The sequence below is a fragment of the Tessaracoccus zhenghani genome (assembly GCF_054552775.1).
The window spans coordinates 1,317,087-1,335,271 of the sequence record NZ_CM137275.1 but is presented as its reverse complement, the minus strand read 5'-3'; the positions used below and the strand labels follow the sequence as shown (position 1 = coordinate 1,335,271).

Below are 18,185 nucleotides of genomic sequence, written 5' to 3'. Positions count from 1 at the left end.
AGAGAAGGAACAGAAACTTCATGGGTATCCGTAAGTACAAGCCGACTACGCCGGGCCGTCGCGGCTCGAGTGTGTCCGATTTCGTCGAGCTCACCCGCTCCACGCCGGAGAAGTCGCTCCTCGTCGCCAAGCCGAAGACCGGTGGTCGTAACAACTCCGGTCGTATCACCACCCGTCACATCGGTGGTGGACACAAGCAGGCCTACCGCCTGATCGACTTCAAGCGCTACGACAAGGACGGCGTACCGGCCAAGGTCGCTCACATCGAGTACGACCCCAACCGCACCGCTCGCATCGCGCTGCTGCACTACGCCGACGGCGAGAAGCGCTACATCATCGCGCCGGCCGGCCTCAAGCAGGGCGTCATCATCTCCGCTGGTGATGGCTCCGACATCAAGCCGGGCAACAACCTGGAGCTGCGTCAGATCCCCGTCGGCACCACGGTGCACGCGGTGGAGATGCGTCCGGGTGGCGGCGCCAAGCTGGGCCGTTCCGCCGGTTCCGCCATTCAGTTGGTCGCCCGTGAAGGCAAGTACGCCACGCTGCGTATGCCGTCGGGTGAAATGCGCATGGTCGACGTCCGCTGCCGCGCCACCATCGGTGCGGTCGGCAACGCCGAGCAGTCCAACATCGACTGGGGCAAGGCAGGCCGCAAGCGTTGGAAGGGCGTCCGCCCGACCGTCCGCGGTGTTGTCATGAACCCGCACGACCACCCGCACGGTGGCGGCGAAGGCCGCACGTCCGGTGGCCGTCACCCGGTTTCGCCGTGGGGCAAGCCTGAAGGCCGCACCCGCAGCAAGAACAAGGCGAGCAACCGCCTGATCGTCCGCCGTCGCAAGACCGGTAAGAAGCGCTGATAGGGAGCCTGAAGAAATATGCCACGCAGCCTGAAGAAGGGCCCCTTCGTCGACGACCACCTGCAGAAGAAGGTGGACGTTCAGAACGAAAAGGGCACCAAGAACGTCATCAAGACCTGGTCGCGCCGTTCGATGATCATTCCCGACATGCTCGGGCACACCATCGCGGTGCACGACGGCCGTAAGCACGTCCCGGTGTTCGTCACCGAGTCCATGATCGGTCACAAGCTGGGCGAGTTCGCACCGACGCGTACCTTCAGGGGTCACGTGAAGGACGACAAGAAGGCCCGTCGCCGCTGAGGCGCGAGATAAGGAACTGATTCAACAATGAGCAACGAAAACGGCAACAGCCGTCGTCGCGAGAACCTGCTCGGGGATCGTCCTGGCTCGTTCGCCATCGCGCGGCACGTCCGGATGAGCCCCACGAAGGTCCGTCGCGTCGTCAACCTGGTACGCGGCATGGACGTCAAGGACGCCCTCGTCGCCCTCAAGTTCGCCCCGCAGGCCGCTTCCGAGCCGGTCTTCAAGGTTGTGGCTTCGGCCGTGGCCAACGCGGAGTCGGCTGAGGCCCTGCGGTCTGACGACCTGTACATCTCCAAAGCATTCGTCGACGAGGGCGTCACCCTCCGACGGATCCGCCCCCGCGCCAAGGGTTCGGCCAGCCGCATCCTCAAGCGTGGATCGCATATCACCGTGGTTGTCGAACCCCGCGAGACGAAGGGAGCCTGAGTCATGGGCCAGAAGATCAACCCGCATGGCTTCCGCCTGGGCATCACCACCGACCACAAGACCCGTTGGTACAGCGACAAGCAGTACGCGGAGCTCGTGGGCGAGGATGTCAAGATCCGCGAGTTTCTGACGAAGAACCTCGAGCGCGCCGGCATCTCGTCGATCGAGATCGAGCGTCGTTCCGAGCGCGTGACCATCTTCCTGCACGCCGCACGTCCGGGCATCGTCATCGGCCGTAACGGCGCCGAGGCGGAGAAGACGCGCGCTGAGCTCGAGAAGATGACCGGCAAGCAGATCCAGCTGAACATCCTCGAGGTCAAGAACCCCGAGATCGATGCGCAGCTCGTCGCCCAGGGTGTCGCCGAACAGCTCGGCGCCCGTGTCGCCTTCCGTCGCGCCATGCGTCGTGCCCAGCAGACCGCCATGCGTGCGGGCGCCAAGGGTATCCGCATCAAGTGCTCCGGTCGTCTCGGTGGCGCTGAAATGTCCCGCTCCGAGGGTTACCGCGACGGTCAGGTGCCGCTGCACACCCTCCGCGCCGACATCGACTACGGCTTCTACGAGGCCCGCACCCAGTTCGGCCGTATCGGCGTGAAGGTGTGGATCTACAAGGGCGACGTCGCCGGCACCCGCGCCGAGCGCGCCGCTCAGAAGGCTGCCCGTCAGGCCGCCCCCGCCGGCCGTCAGCAGCGTCCGGGCCGTCGCCCGGCACGCGGCGAAGGTCGCGGTGACCGTCCCGAGCGCGGCGGTCGCCGTCGCGCCGACGCAGCCCAGGCTGAGGCTGCGCCCGCAACTGAGAACGCAGGAGCCTGAGCATGCTGATTCCTCGTCGCGTCAAGTTCCGTAAGCAGCACCACCCCAAGCGGAGTGGTGCATCCAAGGGTGGCACCAAGCTCGCCTTCGGTGACTTCGGCATTCAGGCGCTCGAACCCTCGTACCTGACCAACCGTCAGATTGAGGCCGCTCGTATCGCCATGACCCGTCACATCAAGCGTGGCGGTAAGGTCTGGATCAATGTGTACCCGGACCGCCCCCTGACCAAGAAGCCGGCCGAAACCCGCATGGGTTCCGGCAAGGGTTCCCCCGAGTGGTGGATCGCCAACATCAAGCCCGGTCGGGTCATCTTCGAACTCTCCGGTGTTACTGAAGATGTCGCCCGCGAGGCCATGCGTCTGGCCATCCACAAGCTGCCCTTCAAGGCACGCTTCATCAAGCGCGAAGCAGGTGACAACTGATGAGTAAGTCTCTCGCCGCACACGACCTGCGTGGTCTGTCGCGTGACCAGCTCAACGCCAAGGTAGTTGAGCTCAAGGAGGAACTGTTCGGTCTTCGGTTCCAGGCGGCCACCGGCCAGCTGGAGTCGAGCAGCCGGCTGCGCAACGTCCGCAAGGACATCGCCCGCATCTACACCGTGCTGCAGGAACGCAACCTCGGCATCGTGGACGAGCCCGCTGAGGAGAAGTGACCATGACTGATTCCACCACCCCCTCCGAGACCCCCGTGGTCGAGGACCGTAACCGCCGCAAGGTGCTCACCGGCATCGTCGCCTCCGACAAGATGGACAAGACCATCGTCGTCGTCGTCGAGGATCGCGTGAAGCACCCGCTGTACGGCAAGGTCATGAACAAGACCTCCCGTCTGAAGGCCCATGACGAGAACAACGAAGCCGGCATCGGCGACCGCGTCCGCGTCATGGAGACCCGCCCGTTGTCGGCGCAGAAGCGCTGGCGTCTGGTTGAGATCATCGAGCGCGCCAAGTAAGGCACCGTTCGCATACATTGGCCCGCCCCCTCACGGGGGGCGGGCCAATGTGTTGTTCGGGGTCAGTGGGTGGGGAACTTCCACCACCAGCGTTTGATCAGGTTCTGGGTCCAGAGCAGCAGGAAGATGTTGCCGGCCGGCCAGTCGAAGGCGAGCACCCCGACGAGTTGCACACAGCCGAGTTGATGACCGCCAGCCCTATCGCTGGTAGATACGGTGAATTCACCGGCTCCACTATGCCGGGGGGACGAGCTCAGTCCTTGTTGCGGCTACCGAGGAGGCCGCCGAACAGGGCGCCGACGATGGCGATCACGATCGCTCCCCAGAAGGCGGGCCAGAAGCCGTCGACCTGGAATCCCAGGCCGAGGAGGCGCGCCAGCCACGAGGTGAGCATCAGCATGAGGGCGTTGATGACGAGCAGGGCGAGGCCGAGCGTGAGCACGATGAAACAGGTGCCCAGCCCCTTCACGAGTGGCGCGACGATGCCGTTGACCAGCCCGAAGACGATCGCAACGCCCAGCAGCGTGAGCACCTTGTCCGTGAGGGTGGGTGAAGACAGCGTGATTCCGGGCACCAGCCACACCGCGATGGCGGTGGCGAGTGCGGTGACGATGAGCCTGCCGATGAACTGCATGTCTCAAGCCTGCCACGGCGCGTGGTGCGCGTCTGGAGTTCGCACCCTGATCAACCCCTGATCTGCGCGCATCCGTCAGCGTCCGGTGGAGGGGAGACCCGGCCGGGTGCGGGTGACTGCAGGGAACGGGCTGTGGGTGGTCTGCGTGGCAGATCCCGACGGCGGGGCTGCGTGCGGCGTCGGCTCCGGGGACGGCGGCGCCGACGGTGTGGGGGAGGGGGACGGGGTCGGCGACGGTGTCGGTGACGGGGTGGGGGAGGGCAGTTCGGGGGTGGGCCCGGGCGAAGGGGTGACGAGGATGGTCTGTTCCGGGACGCCCAACGGATGCCGGCTGGTGCCCACAGTCGCGGTCCCGTGCCTGATGGTCACCGTCGCCTCCGCCGAGTAGCAGCCCGGCGTCGTCGGCGTAGAGCGCGCCAACCCGTCAAGTGTTTCCCCTGTCCATGCCGTGTCTTCGTACTCGACGAGGGTGGCGGCGTCAGTCCAGTCGGCGGCCTCGCAGGAGTCCCCGGCCGCCGTCGGCACAGCGGGCACGGGGCCGGCGATCCGCCCGGAGACGCTGACACTGAGGGGCTCATCGCTGCCGGGTACCTCCAGGCCGGGAGGGATGCCGCCGAGGTCGATCCGGTCCGCCAGTACCGTGCCGACCTCCGCGGGTTCCCGCGCCCCGAAGGCGGTCAGCACTGACGTGACGCCCGGGTTCAGCACAACGCTGGTCTCCGCCAGCTGTGGCCAGGCAGGGGGTGCGGGTGGCACCACCGTCGGCCGCGCGTCCAGGGATTCCGTCCAGGTGTAGTAGCCAGCATCTGGGAAGCGGAGCTCGGTGGTGGCCACCTCCGCGTCGCCATGGGCGTCGTATCTGCCGGAGAACGTTGCGGTGTCCACCAGGGGCGCGTCCGAGCGCGAGGACGCCTTCAGTTCTGCCAGGGAGGCGAACGGCCCGTACAGCGCACTGGTGCCGGTGAACTCCGCACCTGGCCGGCCCTTCGTCAGCGTGACGATGTCCACCGCCGGTGCCCCGCTGTGCGCGATGACGTCGCGGGTCCTGGTGGTGAGCGTGGGGTGGAAGACTTCTGGCTTCAATTCCACGCTCACGGAGTCGTTCAGTTTGACCAGGTCCGGAGCGGCGAGCAGGCGCTGCACGGTGGCCGGTTGGGGGAGGTACAGCTTCGGTCGGGCGCCGGGCAGACCCCGCACCTGGACCGACAACGTGCCCCGCACCGTGGACTCCTCGGGGGACGGGAGGGAAACCCGCACGTGGGCGCCGCCGCCCTCCCCAGTGGACGTGGGGGCCTCGACGATCTGAAGGTTGCCGCTTCCCGCGACGCTGAACGCACGATGCGGGACCGCCACCCCAGCCGCGCTCCGGACCGCCACGATCACGTGCCCCGTGGGGGACTTGCGCGATGGCCGGACCTGCCAGTTGAACTCCAGGGTGTAGGGGCCTGCATAGAGCCGTGCCTCTCTCTCGAGCCGGTCGAACTGGGCCCGCGCACCCGGGTGCGCCGTGACGACGGCGCCCCAGCGTTGCTCCTCGCGGACCTGCTGGTGTGCGCCGTCGATGGTCCGTAGCCGCACGAAGTGCTCCACCGCCGCACCGATATCGGGCGCGGGTTGCTGTCCGGTGGCCATGAGGACCCAGGCCAGTTCGGCCAGCTCACGGTCGGTGGCCGCGGCGCTGCCGTTGCCGTGAGTGCCGTGGCTGGCCCGGTTCTGCTTGCGGAGGACGTAGCCTGCCGGGGCCTGTACCCAGGACGAGGCGTTGCGGGGACCGTCCGCCATAAGGTCCGCGCAGTAGGCCGTCTGCCTGTCCACGTGGTAGGCGCCGTACCAGTTGGGGCCGGTGCCCGGAAGGGCCACCATGTGACCCGAATCGGTGAGGTGGCCGTCCTGCGGACGGGCGGAGGCGGTGGGGATCATGAGCGCGAAGGTGAACAGCGCGATCAGGGCGGTACAGAGCGGACGCCACGTCATTGTTTCTCCAAGGGGGATGGGGTCTGGCACCACCACTGTGGTCAAACCGTCCACGGGATCACCACTCGTTGCCGACCCTGTGGACAACCCGTTTTCGGTCAGTGGGAAACTGGAACGGGATCACACGCCATCAGGAGGCCGACATGCTCGAGTTGAGGGATGTGCGCAAGTCGTACACCACAGGCGACTTCAGTCAGGTCGCCCTCGACGACGTCTCCATCGCCTTCCGCGACAGTGAGTTCGTCGCGGTCCTCGGCCCCTCCGGTTCCGGCAAGACCACCATGCTCAACCTCATCGGTGGGCTCGACCAGTACGACTCCGGCGACCTGGTCATCGACGGCGTCTCCACCGAGCGGTACCGCGACCGCGACTGGGACACCTACCGCAACAACCGCGTCGGCTTCGTCTTCCAGAGCTACAACCTCATCCCGCACCAGAGCGTGCTGGCCAACGTGGAACTCGCGCTCACGCTGGCGGGTGTCACGCGCTCGGAGCGCCGCCGCCGCGCGCGGGCGGCACTCGAGGACGTAGGGCTGGGGGAGCACATCCACAAGCGGCCCAACCAGCTCTCCGGCGGGCAGATGCAGCGCGTCGCCATCGCCCGGGCGCTGATCAACGATCCGGAGATCCTGCTGGCCGACGAGCCCACCGGCGCCCTGGATTCGGCCACCAGCGTCCAGATCATGGCCCTGTTGACGAGTATCGCGATGGACCGGCTCGTCGTCATGGTCACCCACAACCCCGAGCTCGCCCAGCAGTACGCCACGCGCACGGTGCACCTCAGCGACGGCCGGGTGGTGGAGGACACGGATCCCTTCCTCCCCGCAGCGCTCGCCCCGGCCGGCCACGGCTGGGCCCGTCGCACGAGCATGGGCTTCCTCACCGCCATCGCGTTGTCCTTCAACAACCTGATGACGAAGAAGGGGCGCACGCTCATGACGTCGTTCGCCGGCAGCATCGGGATCATCGGCATCGCCGCCATCCTGGCGCTGGCCAACGGCGTCCAGGGCTACATCAAGGGCGTCGAGGAGGACACCCTCTCGCAGTACCCCCTCACCATCCAGTCGCAGGGTTTCGACATGACCGCGATGCTGGTCTCCGGCGGGCTGGGGGACGACGGGCCGGGCGGCGCGGACGACGCGCAGGTGCGTGAGGTACCACTCATGGCCAAGATGTTCTCGAGCGTGGGCACCAACGACCTGGGCTCACTCAAGACCTACCTCGACGACAACGGCGGCGGAATCGACTCGCTGGTCAACGCCGTCGAGTACACCTACGACGTCACCCCCCAGCTGTACGCCGACGACGGGGGCAGCGACCCCCGCCAGGTGAACCCCGACGCGGCCATGGTGGCGCTCGGCTTCGCGCGCTCCCCGGCGGCGGGCGGGGTGACCGCCGGGTTGCGGAGCAGCGCCTTCGACGAGCTGGTGGGTGACCTGGGTCTCGTCGAGGAGCAGTACGACGTGGTCTCAGGGCGCTGGCCCGCCGCGCACGACGAGATGCTCGTGGTGCTGACGGATACCGGCGGCATCAGCGACCTCGCGCTCTACGCCATGGGACTGCTCGATCCCGCCCAGCTCGACGAGATGGTCCGGCAGATGATGGCCGAGGAAGACGTCGTCACACCCACCACCACCCGGGACTTCTCCTACGACGAGGTGATGGACGTCTCGTTCAAGCTCGTGAACGCCGCGGACTACTACGTGCACGACGACGACTTCGACGTGTGGACCGACCGTAGCCAGGACCAGAGCCACGTCGCACAGTTGGTGGCCGAGGGCACGCCGGTGAAGGTGGTCGGGATCGCGCGGCCCGCGGGCGACGGCAACGCCACCCTGAGCCCCGGCATCTACTACACGCCGGCCCTGACCGAGTACCTGATGGCGGAGGCGGCGGAGGCGCCCATCGTCCGCGAGCAGCTCGCCGAACCGTCGGTCAACGTGTTCACCGGCCGGGGCTTCACAGATGAGGCCCCCCGCGAGGAGCTGGACCTGACCTCACTGTTCACCATCGACGAGGAGGCCGTCACAGCCGCGTTCACCGTCGACGAATCGAAGCTGCAGCCCGATCTGAGCGGCCTCGAGCTGGACCTCGACATGTCGTCGCTCAGCATCGACCCGGCGAAGCTGCCCCCGCTGGACCTCACCTCGGTGCTGGAGGGTCTTGATCCGGCCAGCCTCATCCAGTTGCCCGAGATGCCCGCGGTGCCGATGCCGGAGCTGCCCGCCGTCAGCACCGAACAGATCCTGGCCCAGCTGCCGGTCTTCCTGCAGACGTACACCATCTACGCCAAAGAGAACGGTCTGGACCCGACTGATCCGACCGTCGCCATGCCCGCCTTCCTGGCCTCACCCGAGGCGGACTCGACGCTCACGGCGATCGCGCTGGAACTGGGGATCGACCGCACCGCCGTCGAGACCCAGCTGGGTGCCTACCTCGCCTGGGCCGCCGAGCAGGGCCTGGATCCCGCTGACGTGACCGGCAACGCCCAGGTGTTCCTCGCGGACCAGCAGCAGGCGCTGCTCGACACCGCCCTGGACGTGGTGGACACCGACGCGCTGGAGCGGCAACTCCAGGCGGAGCTCGGCTCCTACCTCGAACAGGTGATGCAGGTCTACATGGGTGATGTCGCTGCGCAACTGACCGACGAGATCACCGCGCAGCTGGGTAGTGCGGTCGAATCCTCGATGGCCGGGTTGGCCGACGACCTGCGGGAGGCGGTGAGCATCGACCAGGACGCGTTCATGGCCTCGTTCCAGATGGACAAGAGCCAGGAGGAACTCACGCAGCTGCTGATGTCGACCGCCTCCACCCGGGCGGCGACCTACGAGTCCACCCTGAGGACCCTGGGCTACGTGTCGCCCGACGAGCCGTCGGCGGTCAACATCTATCCCATCGACTTCGAGTCCAAAGCGCAGATCACCGACCTGCTCGATTCCTACAATGAGCGGATGCGTGAGACCGGTCGCGAAGGACAGGTCATCACGTACTCCGACCTGGTGGGTGCGTTGATGAGTTCGGTCACCGACATCATCAACACCATCAGCTACGTGCTGATCGCGTTCGTGGCGATCTCCCTGGTGGTGTCGTCGATCATGATCGGCGTGATCACCTACATCTCGGTCCTGGAGCGGCGCAAGGAGATCGGCATCCTGCGCGCCGTCGGCGCCAGCAAGCGCGTCATCCGTCGGGTCTTCAACGCCGAAACACTCATCGTCGGCTTCGTCGCCGGCGTGTTGGGAGTGGCGATCACCGCGCTGCTCACCATCCCGGCCAACGCCATCGTCTATGCCCGCTTCGACGTCCCGAATGTGGCGGTCCTCCCGTGGCAGGCGGCGGTCGGCCTGGTCCTGATCAGCATGGCGCTCACCGCCGTCGCGGGTCTGCTGCCCGCCTCGTCCGCCTCGCGCAAGGACCCCGTCGAGGCGCTGCGGAGCGAGTGACGCCGCCGGCGTCGGCCACCGGGCCAGGGGAGTGGCGCTCAGGTCCGGTCGGCGGTGTGGGGTAGGGTGAACCGCTCAGTGGGGGCGATTTCGCGCGTTGGTGCCGCTGGGCTAGACTAATCAGGTTGCCTTGGGTCTGTGCCCCTTCGGGGGGACCTTTCCCAGGCTTCGCCACAACCTCCTCTCCCTCGAGCTGGGGGTTCCCTCCTGGCAAAATCCAGGGGGTTCGTTTCTAGTTTCACAAGGCCTTTAACGAGGAACCGGTGGAGCAAGGAGTAGTAATGATCCAGCAGGAGTCGCGACTTAAGGTCGCCGACAACACTGGTGCAAAGGAAATTCTCTGCATCCGTGTGCTCGGCGGTTCCGGACGTCGCTACGCATTCCTCGGCGACACCATCGTCGCCACCGTCAAGGACGCGATCCCTGGCGGCAACGTGAAGAAGGGCGACGTGGTCAAGGCCGTCGTCGTCCGCACCACCAAGGAACGCCGTCGTCCCGACGGTTCCTACATCAAGTTCGACGAGAACGCCGCCGTGATCCTCAACGCCAACGGTGAACCCCGCGGCACGCGCATCTTCGGGCCCGTGGCCCGCGAGCTGCGTGACAAGAAGTTCATGCGCATCATCTCGCTCGCCCCGGAGGTGATCTGACATGTCGCTCCACGTCAAGAAGGGTGACCGCGTCAAGGTCCTGTCCGGTAAGGACAAGGGCGTTGTCGCCGAGGTCATCGCTGTCGATCCCGCCAACGAGCGTGTGACGGTCCAGGGTGTCAACCTCGTCAAGAAGCACCGTCGTGAGTCCCAGACTGCGACCGGTCGCAAGGTCGAAGGCGGCATCATCAACGTCGAGGCCCCCATCCACGTCAGCAATGTGCAGCTCGTAGTGAAGGTCGACGGCAAGGAGGTCCCGACGCGCGTCGGTTACAAGCGTGTCGAGGTGTCCAAGCGTCGTCCCGACGGTTCCGAGTACAAGGCGGAGCGCTCCGTGCGCATCGCGCGCAAGACGGGGGAGGAGATCTGATGACCGCCACCGCTACCACCAACGCGATGCCGCGCCTGAAGACCAGGTACCGCGAAGAGATCGTGCCCGCACTCCAGCAGGAGTTCGACTACGCCAACGTCATGCAGATCCCCGGTCTTGTGAAGATCGTGGTGAACATGGGTGTCGGTGAGGCTGCACGTGACTCGAAGATCATCGAAGGGGCCCTCAAGGACCTCACGGCGATCACCGGTCAGAAGCCCACCGTCACGAAGGCCCGCAAGTCGATCGCCCAGTTCAAGCTGCGCGAAGGCATGCCGATCGGCGCCCACGTCACCCTCCGTGGTGACCGCATGTGGGAATTCGCCGACCGTCTCCTGACCCTGGCGCTGCCCCGTATCCGTGACTTCCGTGGCCTGAACGGCAACCAGTTCGACGGCAACGGCAACTTCACCTTCGGTCTGTCTGAGCAGGTCATGTTCCTCGAAATCGACCAGGACAAGATCGACCGCGTCCGTGGCATGGACATCACTTTTGTGACGTCGGCCGCCAACGATGAGGAAGGTCGCGCTCTGCTCAAGCACCTCGGCTTCCCCTTCAAGGCGCAGGACGACCCGAAGAAGCAGAAGACCAAGCGCGGTCCTGCGTTCTACGCCAAGAAGAAGAAGTGAGTAACTAATGGCTAAGACAGCACTCAAGGTCAAGGCAGCCCGCAAGCCCAAGTTCGCGGTCCGCGCCTACACCCGTTGCCAGAAGTGTGGCCGACCGAAGTCGGTCTACCGCAAGTTCGGCCTGTGCCGCGTCTGCGTGCGCGAGATGGCCCACGCGGGTCAGCTCCCGGGCGTGACCAAGTCGTCCTGGTGACGAGACCCACTACGTCAGAATCAACTAACACCAGGTCCGGGCAGCCGGAAACCGGTGTGAGAAAGAGGCAATAGTCATGACGATGACTGATCCGATCGCAGACATGTTGACACGTCTGCGTAACGCCAACCAGGCGTACCAGGACTCCACGTCCATGCCGTCGTCGAAGATCAAGGTGGGCATCGCCGAGATCCTCAAGAAGAACGGTTACATCACCGATTACGAGCTCACCGAGGTCGAAGGCCAGGTCGGCAAGGTCCTGAAGGTGACCCTGAAGTACGGCGACTCGCGCGAGCGCACCATCGTGGGCCTCAAGCGCGTGAGTAAGCCCGGCCTTCGCGTTTACGCGAAGTCCACCGATCTCCCCAAGGTCCTCGGTGGCCTGGGTATCGCCATCATCTCGACGTCGCAGGGTCTTCTGACCGACCGTGACGCCAAGGCCAAGTCCGTCGGTGGCGAAGTACTCGCCTACGTCTGGTGACCGGGCGAAGGAAGAGGAGAAACTGATATGTCGCGAATTGGCAGGATGCCCATCACCATCCCGTCCGGTGTCGACGTCAAGCTCGATGGCCGACAGGTCGACGTCAAGGGGCCCAAGGGCTCGCTGTCGCTGACCATTTCTGAGCCGCTGAGCGTTGACAAGACCGACGAGGGCCAGCTGGAAATCACCCGTCCCAACGACGAGCGTGAGTCCCGCTCCCTCCACGGCCTGACGCGCACCCTGGTCAACAACATGATCGTGGGCGTCACCGAGGGCTACGAGAAGAAACTCGAAATCGTCGGCGTTGGCTACCGTGTCATCTCCAAGGGTCCGAAGCAGCTCGAGTTCGCGCTCGGCTTCTCGCACCCGGTGATCATCGACGCCCCTGAGGGCATCGATTTCATCGTGGAGACCCCCACGAAGCTGACGATCCAGGGCATCGACAAGCAGGTTGTCGGAGAGACTGCGGCAAACATCCGCAAGCTCCGCAAGCCTGAGCCCTACAAGGGCAAGGGCGTCCGCTATGCGGGCGAGCACGTCCGCCGCAAGGCTGGAAAGGCTGGTAAGTAATCCATGGCGATTTCGATCAGGACCAACAAGACGTTGGCCGCCAAGAGCGCTGCGCGTTCGCGTCGCCAGCTCCGTGCCCGTAAGAAGATCAGCGGATCGCCTGAGCGCCCCCGCCTGGTCGTCACCCGCTCCGCTCGTCACCTGTTCGTTCAGGTGATCGACGACCGGGCCGGCAAGACGCTCGCTTCGGCCTCCACCATGGAAGCCGACCTGCGTACCGTTGAAGCCGACAAGTCCGAGAAGGCCCGCAAGGTGGGTGCTCTCATCGCTGAGCGTGCGAAGGCAGCTGGCGTTGAGAACGTCGTCTTCGACCGTGCCGGCAACAAGTACCACGGGCGGATCGCGGCACTCGCCGACGCCGCCCGCGAGGCCGGGCTCGGCTTCTAACGACGAAAGGAAAGGGATATCACGATGAGTGAAACCCAGCAGCGCCGTAGCGGTGCTCAGGGGGAGCGTCGTGGCCGTGACGATCGTCGTGGCCAGCAGGCTTCCAAGGAAGAGAACAAGTACCTCGAGAAGGTCGTGGCGATCAACCGTGTCGCCAAGGTCGTCCAGGGCGGTCGGCGCTTCAGCTTCACCGCACTGGTCGTCGTCGGTGACGGCGAGGGAATGGTCGGTGTCGGTTACGGCAAGGCGAAGGAGGTTCCGGCCGCCATCGCCAAGGGCGTTGAAGAGGCCAAGAAGAACTTCTTCCGCGTGCCGCTGATCCAGCGCACCATCCCGCACTCGGTTCAGGGCGAGAAGGCCGGTGGCGTCGTGCTGCTGCGCCCCGCGTCCCCCGGTACCGGTGTGATCGCCGGTGGCGCCACCCGTGCGGTGCTCGAGTGCGCCGGCGTGCACGATGTGCTCGCCAAGTCGCTCGGCTCGGCCAACGCCATCAACGTCGTCCACTCCACTGTGGTGGCGCTCAAGCAGCTCGAGATGCCGGAAGCCGTGGCCAAGCGCCGCGGTCTGCCGGTCGAGGATGTCGCCCCGGCGGCTCTCCTCCGCGCTGCCCGCGAGACCAAAGAAGGGGTGGCTTCCTGATGGCAGACCTCAAGATCACGCAGGCCAAGTCTTCGGCCGGCGGCAAGCAGTACCAGCGTGACACGCTGCGTACGCTCGGACTCAAGCGCATCGGTGCTTCGGTGGTGCGGGAGGATCGTCCCGAGGTTCTCGGCATGATCCGTACCGTGGCCCACCTGGTCACCGTGGAAGAGGTGAAGTGAGATGGCGCTGAAACTGCATCATCTGCAGCCCGCCCCGGGCGCCAAGACGGCTAAGACCCGTGTTGGCCGTGGTGAGGGCTCGAAGGGTAAGACCGCAGGTCGCGGCACCAAGGGCACCGGCGCGCGTAAGAACACCCCTGCGAACTTCGAGGGCGGGCAGATGCCTCTGCACATGCGCCTCCCGAAGCTCAAGGGCTTCAAGAACCCGTTCCGTGTCGAATACCAGGTCGTCAACGTCGGCCGCCTCGCTGAGCTCTTCCCTGAGGGCGGCGAAGTGGGCGTCGAGGATCTGGTCGCGGCCGGCGCGGTGCGCGCAGGCAACCTGGTCAAGGTGCTGGGCAACGGGGATGTCTCCATTGCCCTCAACGTGACCGCCAACGCGTTCTCGAACTCCGCCAAGGCGAAGCTCGAGGGTGCCGGTGGCTCCGTGACCGAACTCTGATTCGGTCACCAGAGACAGAGACGGCGGGGTGGCTCCGGTTGCGGAGCCGCCCCGCTTTCCTGTCCCGCTCACTCACACTGTGAGTTGAGTTTCAGCAGGGACTATCAGCTTGATAGGCTGCCCTGGTTGCCGTGCAGCGATTGCGCGGTCGAAAGTATCTGCTACCTGGAAAGTAGGGGTCGGATGATCTCCGCCTTGGCTAATGCGTTGAGGACGCCGGACCTTCGTAAGAAGCTCCTCTTCACGCTGGGCATCATCGCCGTGTTCCGCCTGGGGTCGACGATCCCTTCCCCGAACGTGAACATGGCACGCATCGATGAGTGTCTGGCCATCGCCACTCAGGGGCCATCCGCTGGCATCTACAACATCATCAACCTGTTCTCGGGCGGGGCGCTGTTGCAGTTGACGATCTTCGCGCTGGGCATCATGCCCTACATCACCGCGTCGATCATCCTCCAGCTCCTCACCGTCGTCATCCCGCGTCTGGAGGCCCTCAAGAAGGAGGGTGCCTCCGGCACGGCGAAGATCACCGAATACACCCGCTACCTGACGTTGGTCCTGGCCGTCCTGAACGCCACCGCGTTCGTGACGCTGGCCCGGACCGGTCAGCTGCTCCCCGGTTGTGAGGGCATCCTCTACTCCGACGAGCTGTTCCCGCTGGTCACCATGGTCATGGTCATGACCGCCGGCACCGGCATCATCATGTGGATGGGCGAGCTCATCACGGAGCGCGGCGTCGGCAACGGCATGTCGATCATGATCTTCACCCAGATCGTCGCCAGCTTCCCGACGGGCCTGTGGTCCATCAAGCAGTCGCACCAGGGTGCCACGGGCTGGATCCTCTTCTTCCTCGTGATCGGCATCGGCCTCCTGGTGATGCTCGGCATCATCTGGGTGGAGCAGGGTCAGCGCCGCATCCCGGTGCAGTACGCCAAGCGCATGGTCGGTCGTCGCCTCGTCGGCGGCTCCACCACCTACATCCCGCTGAAGGTCAACCAGTCCGGCGTCATCCCGGTCATCTTCGCCTCGTCGATCATGTACCTGCCGGTCCTCTACGCCACCTTCCGGCCGGAGAGCGGCGTCTCCCAGTGGATCCAGGCCAACTTCACCGGCACGGGCATGTACTCGTGGGTCTACAACCTGGTCCAGTTCGTGCTCATCGTCGCGTTCTGCTACTTCTACGTGTCCATCACCTTCAACCCTGAAGAAGTCTCGGACAACATGAAGAAGTACGGCGGCTTCATCCCGGGCATCCGCGCCGGCAAGCCGACCGAGCGTTACCTGGCCTACGTGCTGTCGCGTCTGACGGCGCCCGGCTCGCTCTACCTGGCCACCATCGCCCTCATCCCGACGATCGCCTTCATGGCAGTGGGCGCCCAGCAGAACTTCCCGTTCGGCGGCACCTCCATCCTGATCATCGTCGGTGTAGCCCTGGACACGGTCAAGAAGATCGAGAGCCAGCTCCAGCAGCGCAACTATGAGGGCTTCCTGCGGTGAAGCTACTGATCATGGGTGCCCCAGGGGCGGGAAAAGGCACGCAGGCGACAGCGCTGGCCGACCGCTACGGTGTCCCTGCGATCTCTACCGGCGACATCTTCCGGTTCAACATCAAGAACCAGACCCCGCTCGGCATCAAGGTCAAGGAGATCATCGACGCGGGAGAGTACGTACCCGACGACATGACGGAGCAGATCGTCGCGGACCGCCTGGCGCAGCCGGACTGCGAGCCCGGCTTCCTGCTGGACGGATTCCCCCGCACCATGCACCAGGTCTACTTCCTGGACCGCTACCTCTCGGAGCAGGACCAGCGGCTCGACGCCGTGGTATCGCTGCATGTCGAGCCTGAGGCGCTCGTCGAACGGCTCCTGGCCCGCGCGGCCAAGGAGGGCCGGGCGGACGACAACGCGGACACCATCCGTCGCCGCATGGAGGTCTACGCGGGCCAGACGGCCCCGCTGCTGTTCCACTACGAGTCGAAGGGCCTCCTCGTCGACATCGAGGGCACCGGCACCGTCGAGGAAGTGCAGCAGCGCATGTTTGACGAACTCGACCTGCACATCAGCCGCCGATGAGCATGATCGAACTGAAATCGGCCGATGAACTGCGCCTCATGCGCAGGGCCGGCCTGGTGGTCGCTGAAGGCCTCGACGCCATGGTGGCGGCAGCCACCGCGGGGGTCACGACGGCCGAGGTGGACGCGGTGGGCCGCGAGGTGCTCGCCCGCCACGGCGCCGGCTCCTCCTTCCTGGGCTACGGCGACTACGGCACCCCGTTCCCCGGCGTGGCATGCATCTCCACCAACAACGAACTTGTCCACGGCATCCCTGGTGACAGGGTGCTGCAGGACGGCGACGTGGTCTCCATCGACTTCGGCGCCATCGTGGAGGGCTGGCACGGAGACGCTGCCCGCACCATCATCGTGGGGTCGGGCGCCGCGGAGGACCAGGCCCTGATCGACGCCACCCGCGAGGCCTTCTGGGCCGGCGCCAGGGCGATGCGCGACGGCGGCCGGGTGGGCGACGTCTCCAAAGCCATCGAGGGCTATGTCACGAGCCTGCCCACGCACTACGGAACGCTGCGGGAGTACACCGGGCACGGCATCGGCTCCGAGATGCACATGGACCCTGACGTGCCCAACTGGCACCGCCGTCGGCCCACCCCCAGGTTGTCCGTGGGCATGGCGCTGGCCATTGAACCCATGCTGACCACCGGCACACACCAGACCCTCGAGCTCGACGACGACTGGACCGTCGTCAGCCGCGACGGGTCGAACGGTTCCCACTGGGAGAACACGGTGGCCCTCACCGAGCACGGCGTCTGGGTGCTCACAGAACATGACGGTGGAGCCTCCCGGCTCGGTGACCTGTTCGGTCCGCTGTCCGACTGAGCGGCTCCCACAGCGGCCTATGATGGTCCTCATGCCGCTGCCACCGAGCTCGAAGTACCTGCAACGCCCAGGCGACCCCATCGACGAGACGGAGCGCGCCTCCATCACCCAGCGGCTCAATGACGCGTTCGCCGACGGGCGTCTCACCCACGACGAGTACGCCACCGCCATGGACGTGGTCTACGACGCACGCACCCTCGGCGACCTGGTCCCCGTGATGGAGAAGCTACCCGCCGCCGCCGCCCAGGTGCCGGCCATCGTCGAGCAGGGCGGGGTCCCGGCAGGACAGATCACGCAGTCGCGCACCCTGGTGCCCGTCGCGATGATGGTGGGCGTCGTCGGCGTTGCCCTGGTGGCAGTGTTGATCATCCTGCTCGTGCTGATCTTCTGAGATACTTCCTGCACGCGCAGTGCAGCCGACGGGGGGAGTGACGGATGCGCACTTCAGCCCATACCGTTCGCCCTCGGCGGGCCAGGCCGCGATTCCGGCTGGGGCTCACCACCCTCATCGCTGTGGTGACCACCTTGGTGCTGTCGCTCGCCCTCGTCATTTTCGGCATGAACCTGAAGCCCCCTCCTGATGCCGGACCGCCCCCTGCCGGGGGTGAGCAGGTCCCGGAGCCGGGAGCCGGGCCGGGGGAGTGGGAGCTGCCCGGGCAGACCTGGGAGCCGTTGCCGGGCCCAGACCCGGTGTCGCCGCTCTACGACGCGCAGGTCACCACCCTGAACGCCCTGGCCCCGGTCGCGCTGGAACACTGCGCCTCCCCGAAGACCGTCCGCGACGAGGCGGAGTGGGAGGCGGCGGTGCGCGACCAGTGGTTCTGCGTGCACCGTTCCTGGGTGCCCACGTTCCAGCAGTTGGGGTGGCTGACGACGGCTCCGGGCGTCCAGTTCTTCACCGGTGAGGGCGACGACAGCGCCTGTGGCTACCTGGAGGCGCCCGCGTTCTACTGTTCGGCCGAGGGCGGCAGCGTCCATTTCGGTGCGCGGCACTTCGACATGGCGCGCACCTGGGACCTGTCGGTCAACGAGATGGTCAACCACGAGTACGGACACCACCTGCAGAGCCTGGCAGGCATCACCCGGGCCAAGACTGCGTTGGCCAACACCCCCGTGCTGGAGCGGCGCGCGGAGCTGCAGGCCACCTGTTGGTCCGCCGCGATGACCCGGCACAACAGCGCGTTCAGCTTCGGGCAGGAACAGTACGAGTCTTGGATGGAGCGCCTCGAGACGATGCGTGCCGACGGGGTGCACGGCTCACGAGAGTCGCTGCTGTACTGGGGCACCCGGGGCCTCTACGCGGCCACCATGAACGACTGCAACACCTGGGCCGTGCCGGACGACCAGGTCGCCTAGG

Annotated in this window: 25 protein-coding genes; 23 read left to right on the top strand and 2 right to left on the bottom strand. The window is 66.0% G+C overall.

Features of this window, described 5'->3' with window-relative positions; all coding sequences use genetic code 11:
• The first annotated feature begins 20 nt into the window (after positions 1–20).
• Genes rplB through rpsQ form a run of 7 tightly spaced genes read left to right on the top strand, consistent with a single transcriptional unit; the run spans position 21 to position 3,347 of the window.
• Positions 21–857: a 50S ribosomal protein L2 gene (gene rplB / locus ACX1DX_RS06470; RefSeq protein ID WP_459398005.1), complete on the top strand. Its 837-nt coding sequence runs from the start codon at positions 21–23 to the stop codon at positions 855–857.
• A gap of 18 nt (positions 858–875) precedes the next feature.
• Positions 876–1,157: a 30S ribosomal protein S19 gene (gene rpsS, locus ACX1DX_RS06465; protein WP_076060668.1), complete on the top strand. Its 282-nt coding sequence runs from the start codon at positions 876–878 to the stop codon at positions 1,155–1,157.
• Between the two features lie 27 nt (positions 1,158–1,184).
• Positions 1,185–1,586: a 50S ribosomal protein L22 gene (gene rplV, locus ACX1DX_RS06460; protein ID WP_076060665.1), complete on the top strand. Its 402-nt coding sequence runs from the start codon at positions 1,185–1,187 to the stop codon at positions 1,584–1,586.
• 3 nt (positions 1,587–1,589) lie between these two features.
• Positions 1,590–2,399, top strand: a complete 810-nt coding sequence (gene rpsC, locus ACX1DX_RS06455) for a 30S ribosomal protein S3 (RefSeq protein ID WP_076060663.1) — start codon at positions 1,590–1,592, stop codon at positions 2,397–2,399.
• A 2-nt stretch (positions 2,400–2,401) separates the two neighbouring features.
• Positions 2,402–2,821 carry a 50S ribosomal protein L16 gene (gene rplP / locus ACX1DX_RS06450; RefSeq protein WP_076060661.1) on the top strand — a complete coding sequence of 140 codons (420 nt, stop codon included), beginning with the start codon at positions 2,402–2,404 and terminating at the stop codon, positions 2,819–2,821.
• The gene (gene rpmC / locus ACX1DX_RS06445) at positions 2,821–3,051 is read left to right on the top strand and encodes a 50S ribosomal protein L29 (protein WP_076060659.1); all 231 of its coding nucleotides are present in this window, start codon (positions 2,821–2,823) and stop codon (positions 3,049–3,051) included. The genes rplP and rpmC overlap by 1 nt, the downstream gene beginning before the upstream one ends.
• Positions 3,052–3,053: 2 nt before the next feature.
• Positions 3,054–3,347: a 30S ribosomal protein S17 gene (gene rpsQ / locus ACX1DX_RS06440; protein WP_076060656.1), complete on the top strand. Its 294-nt coding sequence runs from the start codon at positions 3,054–3,056 to the stop codon at positions 3,345–3,347.
• Positions 3,348–3,600: 253 nt separating this feature from the next.
• Here rpsQ and ACX1DX_RS06435 read toward each other — a convergent pair whose 3' ends face one another.
• Positions 3,601–3,981, bottom strand: a complete 381-nt coding sequence (locus ACX1DX_RS06435; RefSeq protein WP_076060654.1) for a phage holin family protein — start codon at positions 3,979–3,981, stop codon at positions 3,601–3,603.
• 75 nt (positions 3,982–4,056) lie between these two features.
• Positions 4,057–5,955, bottom strand: a complete 1,899-nt coding sequence (locus tag ACX1DX_RS06430) for a hypothetical protein (RefSeq protein ID WP_459398004.1) — start codon at positions 5,953–5,955, stop codon at positions 4,057–4,059.
• 143 nt (positions 5,956–6,098) lie between these two features.
• Between ACX1DX_RS06430 and ACX1DX_RS06425 the strand changes: the two genes are divergently transcribed.
• The 16 genes from ACX1DX_RS06425 (at position 6,099) to ACX1DX_RS06350 (ending at position 18,184) form a co-directional block, all read left to right on the top strand.
• Positions 6,099–9,398 carry an ABC transporter ATP-binding protein/permease gene (locus tag ACX1DX_RS06425; protein WP_459398003.1) on the top strand — a complete coding sequence of 1,100 codons (3,300 nt, stop codon included), beginning with the start codon at positions 6,099–6,101 and terminating at the stop codon, positions 9,396–9,398.
• 281 nt (positions 9,399–9,679) lie between these two features.
• Positions 9,680–10,048, top strand: a complete 369-nt coding sequence (gene rplN / locus ACX1DX_RS06420; RefSeq protein WP_076058004.1) for a 50S ribosomal protein L14 — start codon at positions 9,680–9,682, stop codon at positions 10,046–10,048.
• Position 10,049: 1 nt separating this feature from the next.
• Positions 10,050–10,418: a 50S ribosomal protein L24 gene (gene rplX / locus ACX1DX_RS06415; protein ID WP_076058006.1), complete on the top strand. Its 369-nt coding sequence runs from the start codon at positions 10,050–10,052 to the stop codon at positions 10,416–10,418.
• Complete coding sequence (gene rplE, locus ACX1DX_RS06410) at positions 10,418–11,047, top strand: 50S ribosomal protein L5 (RefSeq protein ID WP_076058008.1); 630 nt, start codon at positions 10,418–10,420, stop codon at positions 11,045–11,047. Before rplX ends, rplE begins: the two co-directional genes overlap by 1 nt.
• 7 nt (positions 11,048–11,054) lie before the next feature.
• Complete coding sequence (locus tag ACX1DX_RS06405) at positions 11,055–11,240, top strand: type Z 30S ribosomal protein S14 (protein ID WP_076058010.1); 186 nt, start codon at positions 11,055–11,057, stop codon at positions 11,238–11,240.
• Positions 11,241–11,316: 76 nt separating this feature from the next.
• The gene (rpsH, locus tag ACX1DX_RS06400) at positions 11,317–11,721 is read left to right on the top strand and encodes a 30S ribosomal protein S8 (protein ID WP_076058012.1); all 405 of its coding nucleotides are present in this window, start codon (positions 11,317–11,319) and stop codon (positions 11,719–11,721) included.
• Between the two features lie 27 nt (positions 11,722–11,748).
• Positions 11,749–12,291 (top strand): 50S ribosomal protein L6, encoded by a 543-nt coding sequence (rplF, locus tag ACX1DX_RS06395; RefSeq protein WP_076058013.1) that lies wholly within the window; start codon positions 11,749–11,751, stop codon positions 12,289–12,291.
• 3 nt (positions 12,292–12,294) lie between these two features.
• The gene (gene rplR / locus ACX1DX_RS06390; RefSeq protein WP_076058016.1) at positions 12,295–12,678 is read left to right on the top strand and encodes a 50S ribosomal protein L18; all 384 of its coding nucleotides are present in this window, start codon (positions 12,295–12,297) and stop codon (positions 12,676–12,678) included.
• A gap of 24 nt (positions 12,679–12,702) precedes the next feature.
• Positions 12,703–13,317: a 30S ribosomal protein S5 gene (gene rpsE, locus ACX1DX_RS06385; protein WP_076058018.1), complete on the top strand. Its 615-nt coding sequence runs from the start codon at positions 12,703–12,705 to the stop codon at positions 13,315–13,317.
• Positions 13,317–13,499, top strand: coding sequence for a 50S ribosomal protein L30 (gene rpmD / locus ACX1DX_RS06380; protein WP_459398002.1), 183 nt, complete (start codon positions 13,317–13,319; stop codon positions 13,497–13,499). The genes rpsE and rpmD overlap by 1 nt, the downstream gene beginning before the upstream one ends.
• Position 13,500: 1 nt before the next feature.
• A complete protein-coding gene (gene rplO / locus ACX1DX_RS06375) occupies positions 13,501–13,941 on the top strand; it encodes a 50S ribosomal protein L15 (protein WP_076058022.1) in 441 nt (146 codons plus the stop codon).
• Positions 13,942–14,124: 183 nt separating this feature from the next.
• Complete coding sequence (gene secY / locus ACX1DX_RS06370; RefSeq protein ID WP_076058024.1) at positions 14,125–15,438, top strand: preprotein translocase subunit SecY; 1,314 nt, start codon at positions 14,125–14,127, stop codon at positions 15,436–15,438.
• Entirely contained in the window at positions 15,435–16,013 is a 579-nt protein-coding gene (locus ACX1DX_RS06365; RefSeq protein ID WP_076058026.1) for an adenylate kinase, read from the top strand. The genes secY and ACX1DX_RS06365 overlap by 4 nt, the downstream gene beginning before the upstream one ends.
• On the top strand, positions 16,010–16,828 hold the full coding sequence (gene map, locus ACX1DX_RS06360) for a type I methionyl aminopeptidase (RefSeq protein WP_459398001.1): 819 nt from the start codon (positions 16,010–16,012) through the stop codon (positions 16,826–16,828). Before ACX1DX_RS06365 ends, map begins: the two co-directional genes overlap by 4 nt.
• A gap of 31 nt (positions 16,829–16,859) precedes the next feature.
• Positions 16,860–17,219, top strand: a complete 360-nt coding sequence (locus ACX1DX_RS06355) for a DUF1707 SHOCT-like domain-containing protein (RefSeq protein ID WP_076058030.1) — start codon at positions 16,860–16,862, stop codon at positions 17,217–17,219.
• A 122-nt stretch (positions 17,220–17,341) separates the two neighbouring features.
• Positions 17,342–18,184 (top strand): neutral zinc metallopeptidase, encoded by an 843-nt coding sequence (locus ACX1DX_RS06350; RefSeq protein WP_459398000.1) that lies wholly within the window; start codon positions 17,342–17,344, stop codon positions 18,182–18,184.
• Position 18,185 lies beyond the last annotated feature (1 nt).

Bases quoted from the DNA above. Each gene is read 5' to 3' on its own strand.
- rplF (WP_076058013.1), top strand. From the start codon at position 11,749: ATGTCGCGAATTGGCAGGATGCCCATCACCATCCCGTCCGGTGTCGAC.
- ACX1DX_RS06430 (WP_459398004.1), bottom strand. From the start codon at position 5,955: ATGACGTGGCGTCCGCTCTGTACCGCCCTGATCGCGCTGTTCACCTTC.
- rplR (WP_076058016.1), top strand. From the start codon at position 12,295: ATGGCGATTTCGATCAGGACCAACAAGACGTTGGCCGCCAAGAGCGCT.
- ACX1DX_RS06405 (WP_076058010.1), top strand. From the start codon at position 11,055: ATGGCTAAGACAGCACTCAAGGTCAAGGCAGCCCGCAAGCCCAAGTTC.
- rplE (WP_076058008.1), top strand. From the start codon at position 10,418: ATGACCGCCACCGCTACCACCAACGCGATGCCGCGCCTGAAGACCAGG.
- ACX1DX_RS06355 (WP_076058030.1), top strand. From the start codon at position 16,860: ATGCCGCTGCCACCGAGCTCGAAGTACCTGCAACGCCCAGGCGACCCC.
- rplO (WP_076058022.1), top strand. From the start codon at position 13,501: ATGGCGCTGAAACTGCATCATCTGCAGCCCGCCCCGGGCGCCAAGACG.
- rpsH (WP_076058012.1), top strand. From the start codon at position 11,317: ATGACGATGACTGATCCGATCGCAGACATGTTGACACGTCTGCGTAAC.
- rpmC (WP_076060659.1), top strand. From the start codon at position 2,821: ATGAGTAAGTCTCTCGCCGCACACGACCTGCGTGGTCTGTCGCGTGAC.
- rpsS (WP_076060668.1), top strand. From the start codon at position 876: ATGCCACGCAGCCTGAAGAAGGGCCCCTTCGTCGACGACCACCTGCAG.
- secY (WP_076058024.1), top strand. From the start codon at position 14,125: ATGATCTCCGCCTTGGCTAATGCGTTGAGGACGCCGGACCTTCGTAAG.
- rplX (WP_076058006.1), top strand. From the start codon at position 10,050: ATGTCGCTCCACGTCAAGAAGGGTGACCGCGTCAAGGTCCTGTCCGGT.
- map (WP_459398001.1), top strand. From the start codon at position 16,010: ATGAGCATGATCGAACTGAAATCGGCCGATGAACTGCGCCTCATGCGC.
- rpsC (WP_076060663.1), top strand. From the start codon at position 1,590: ATGGGCCAGAAGATCAACCCGCATGGCTTCCGCCTGGGCATCACCACC.
- ACX1DX_RS06435 (WP_076060654.1), bottom strand. From the start codon at position 3,981: ATGCAGTTCATCGGCAGGCTCATCGTCACCGCACTCGCCACCGCCATC.
- rplV (WP_076060665.1), top strand. From the start codon at position 1,185: ATGAGCAACGAAAACGGCAACAGCCGTCGTCGCGAGAACCTGCTCGGG.
- ACX1DX_RS06425 (WP_459398003.1), top strand. From the start codon at position 6,099: ATGCTCGAGTTGAGGGATGTGCGCAAGTCGTACACCACAGGCGACTTC.
- rpsQ (WP_076060656.1), top strand. From the start codon at position 3,054: ATGACTGATTCCACCACCCCCTCCGAGACCCCCGTGGTCGAGGACCGT.
- rplB (WP_459398005.1), top strand. From the start codon at position 21: ATGGGTATCCGTAAGTACAAGCCGACTACGCCGGGCCGTCGCGGCTCG.
- rpsE (WP_076058018.1), top strand. From the start codon at position 12,703: ATGAGTGAAACCCAGCAGCGCCGTAGCGGTGCTCAGGGGGAGCGTCGT.
- rplN (WP_076058004.1), top strand. From the start codon at position 9,680: ATGATCCAGCAGGAGTCGCGACTTAAGGTCGCCGACAACACTGGTGCA.
- rplP (WP_076060661.1), top strand. From the start codon at position 2,402: ATGCTGATTCCTCGTCGCGTCAAGTTCCGTAAGCAGCACCACCCCAAG.
- rpmD (WP_459398002.1), top strand. From the start codon at position 13,317: ATGGCAGACCTCAAGATCACGCAGGCCAAGTCTTCGGCCGGCGGCAAG.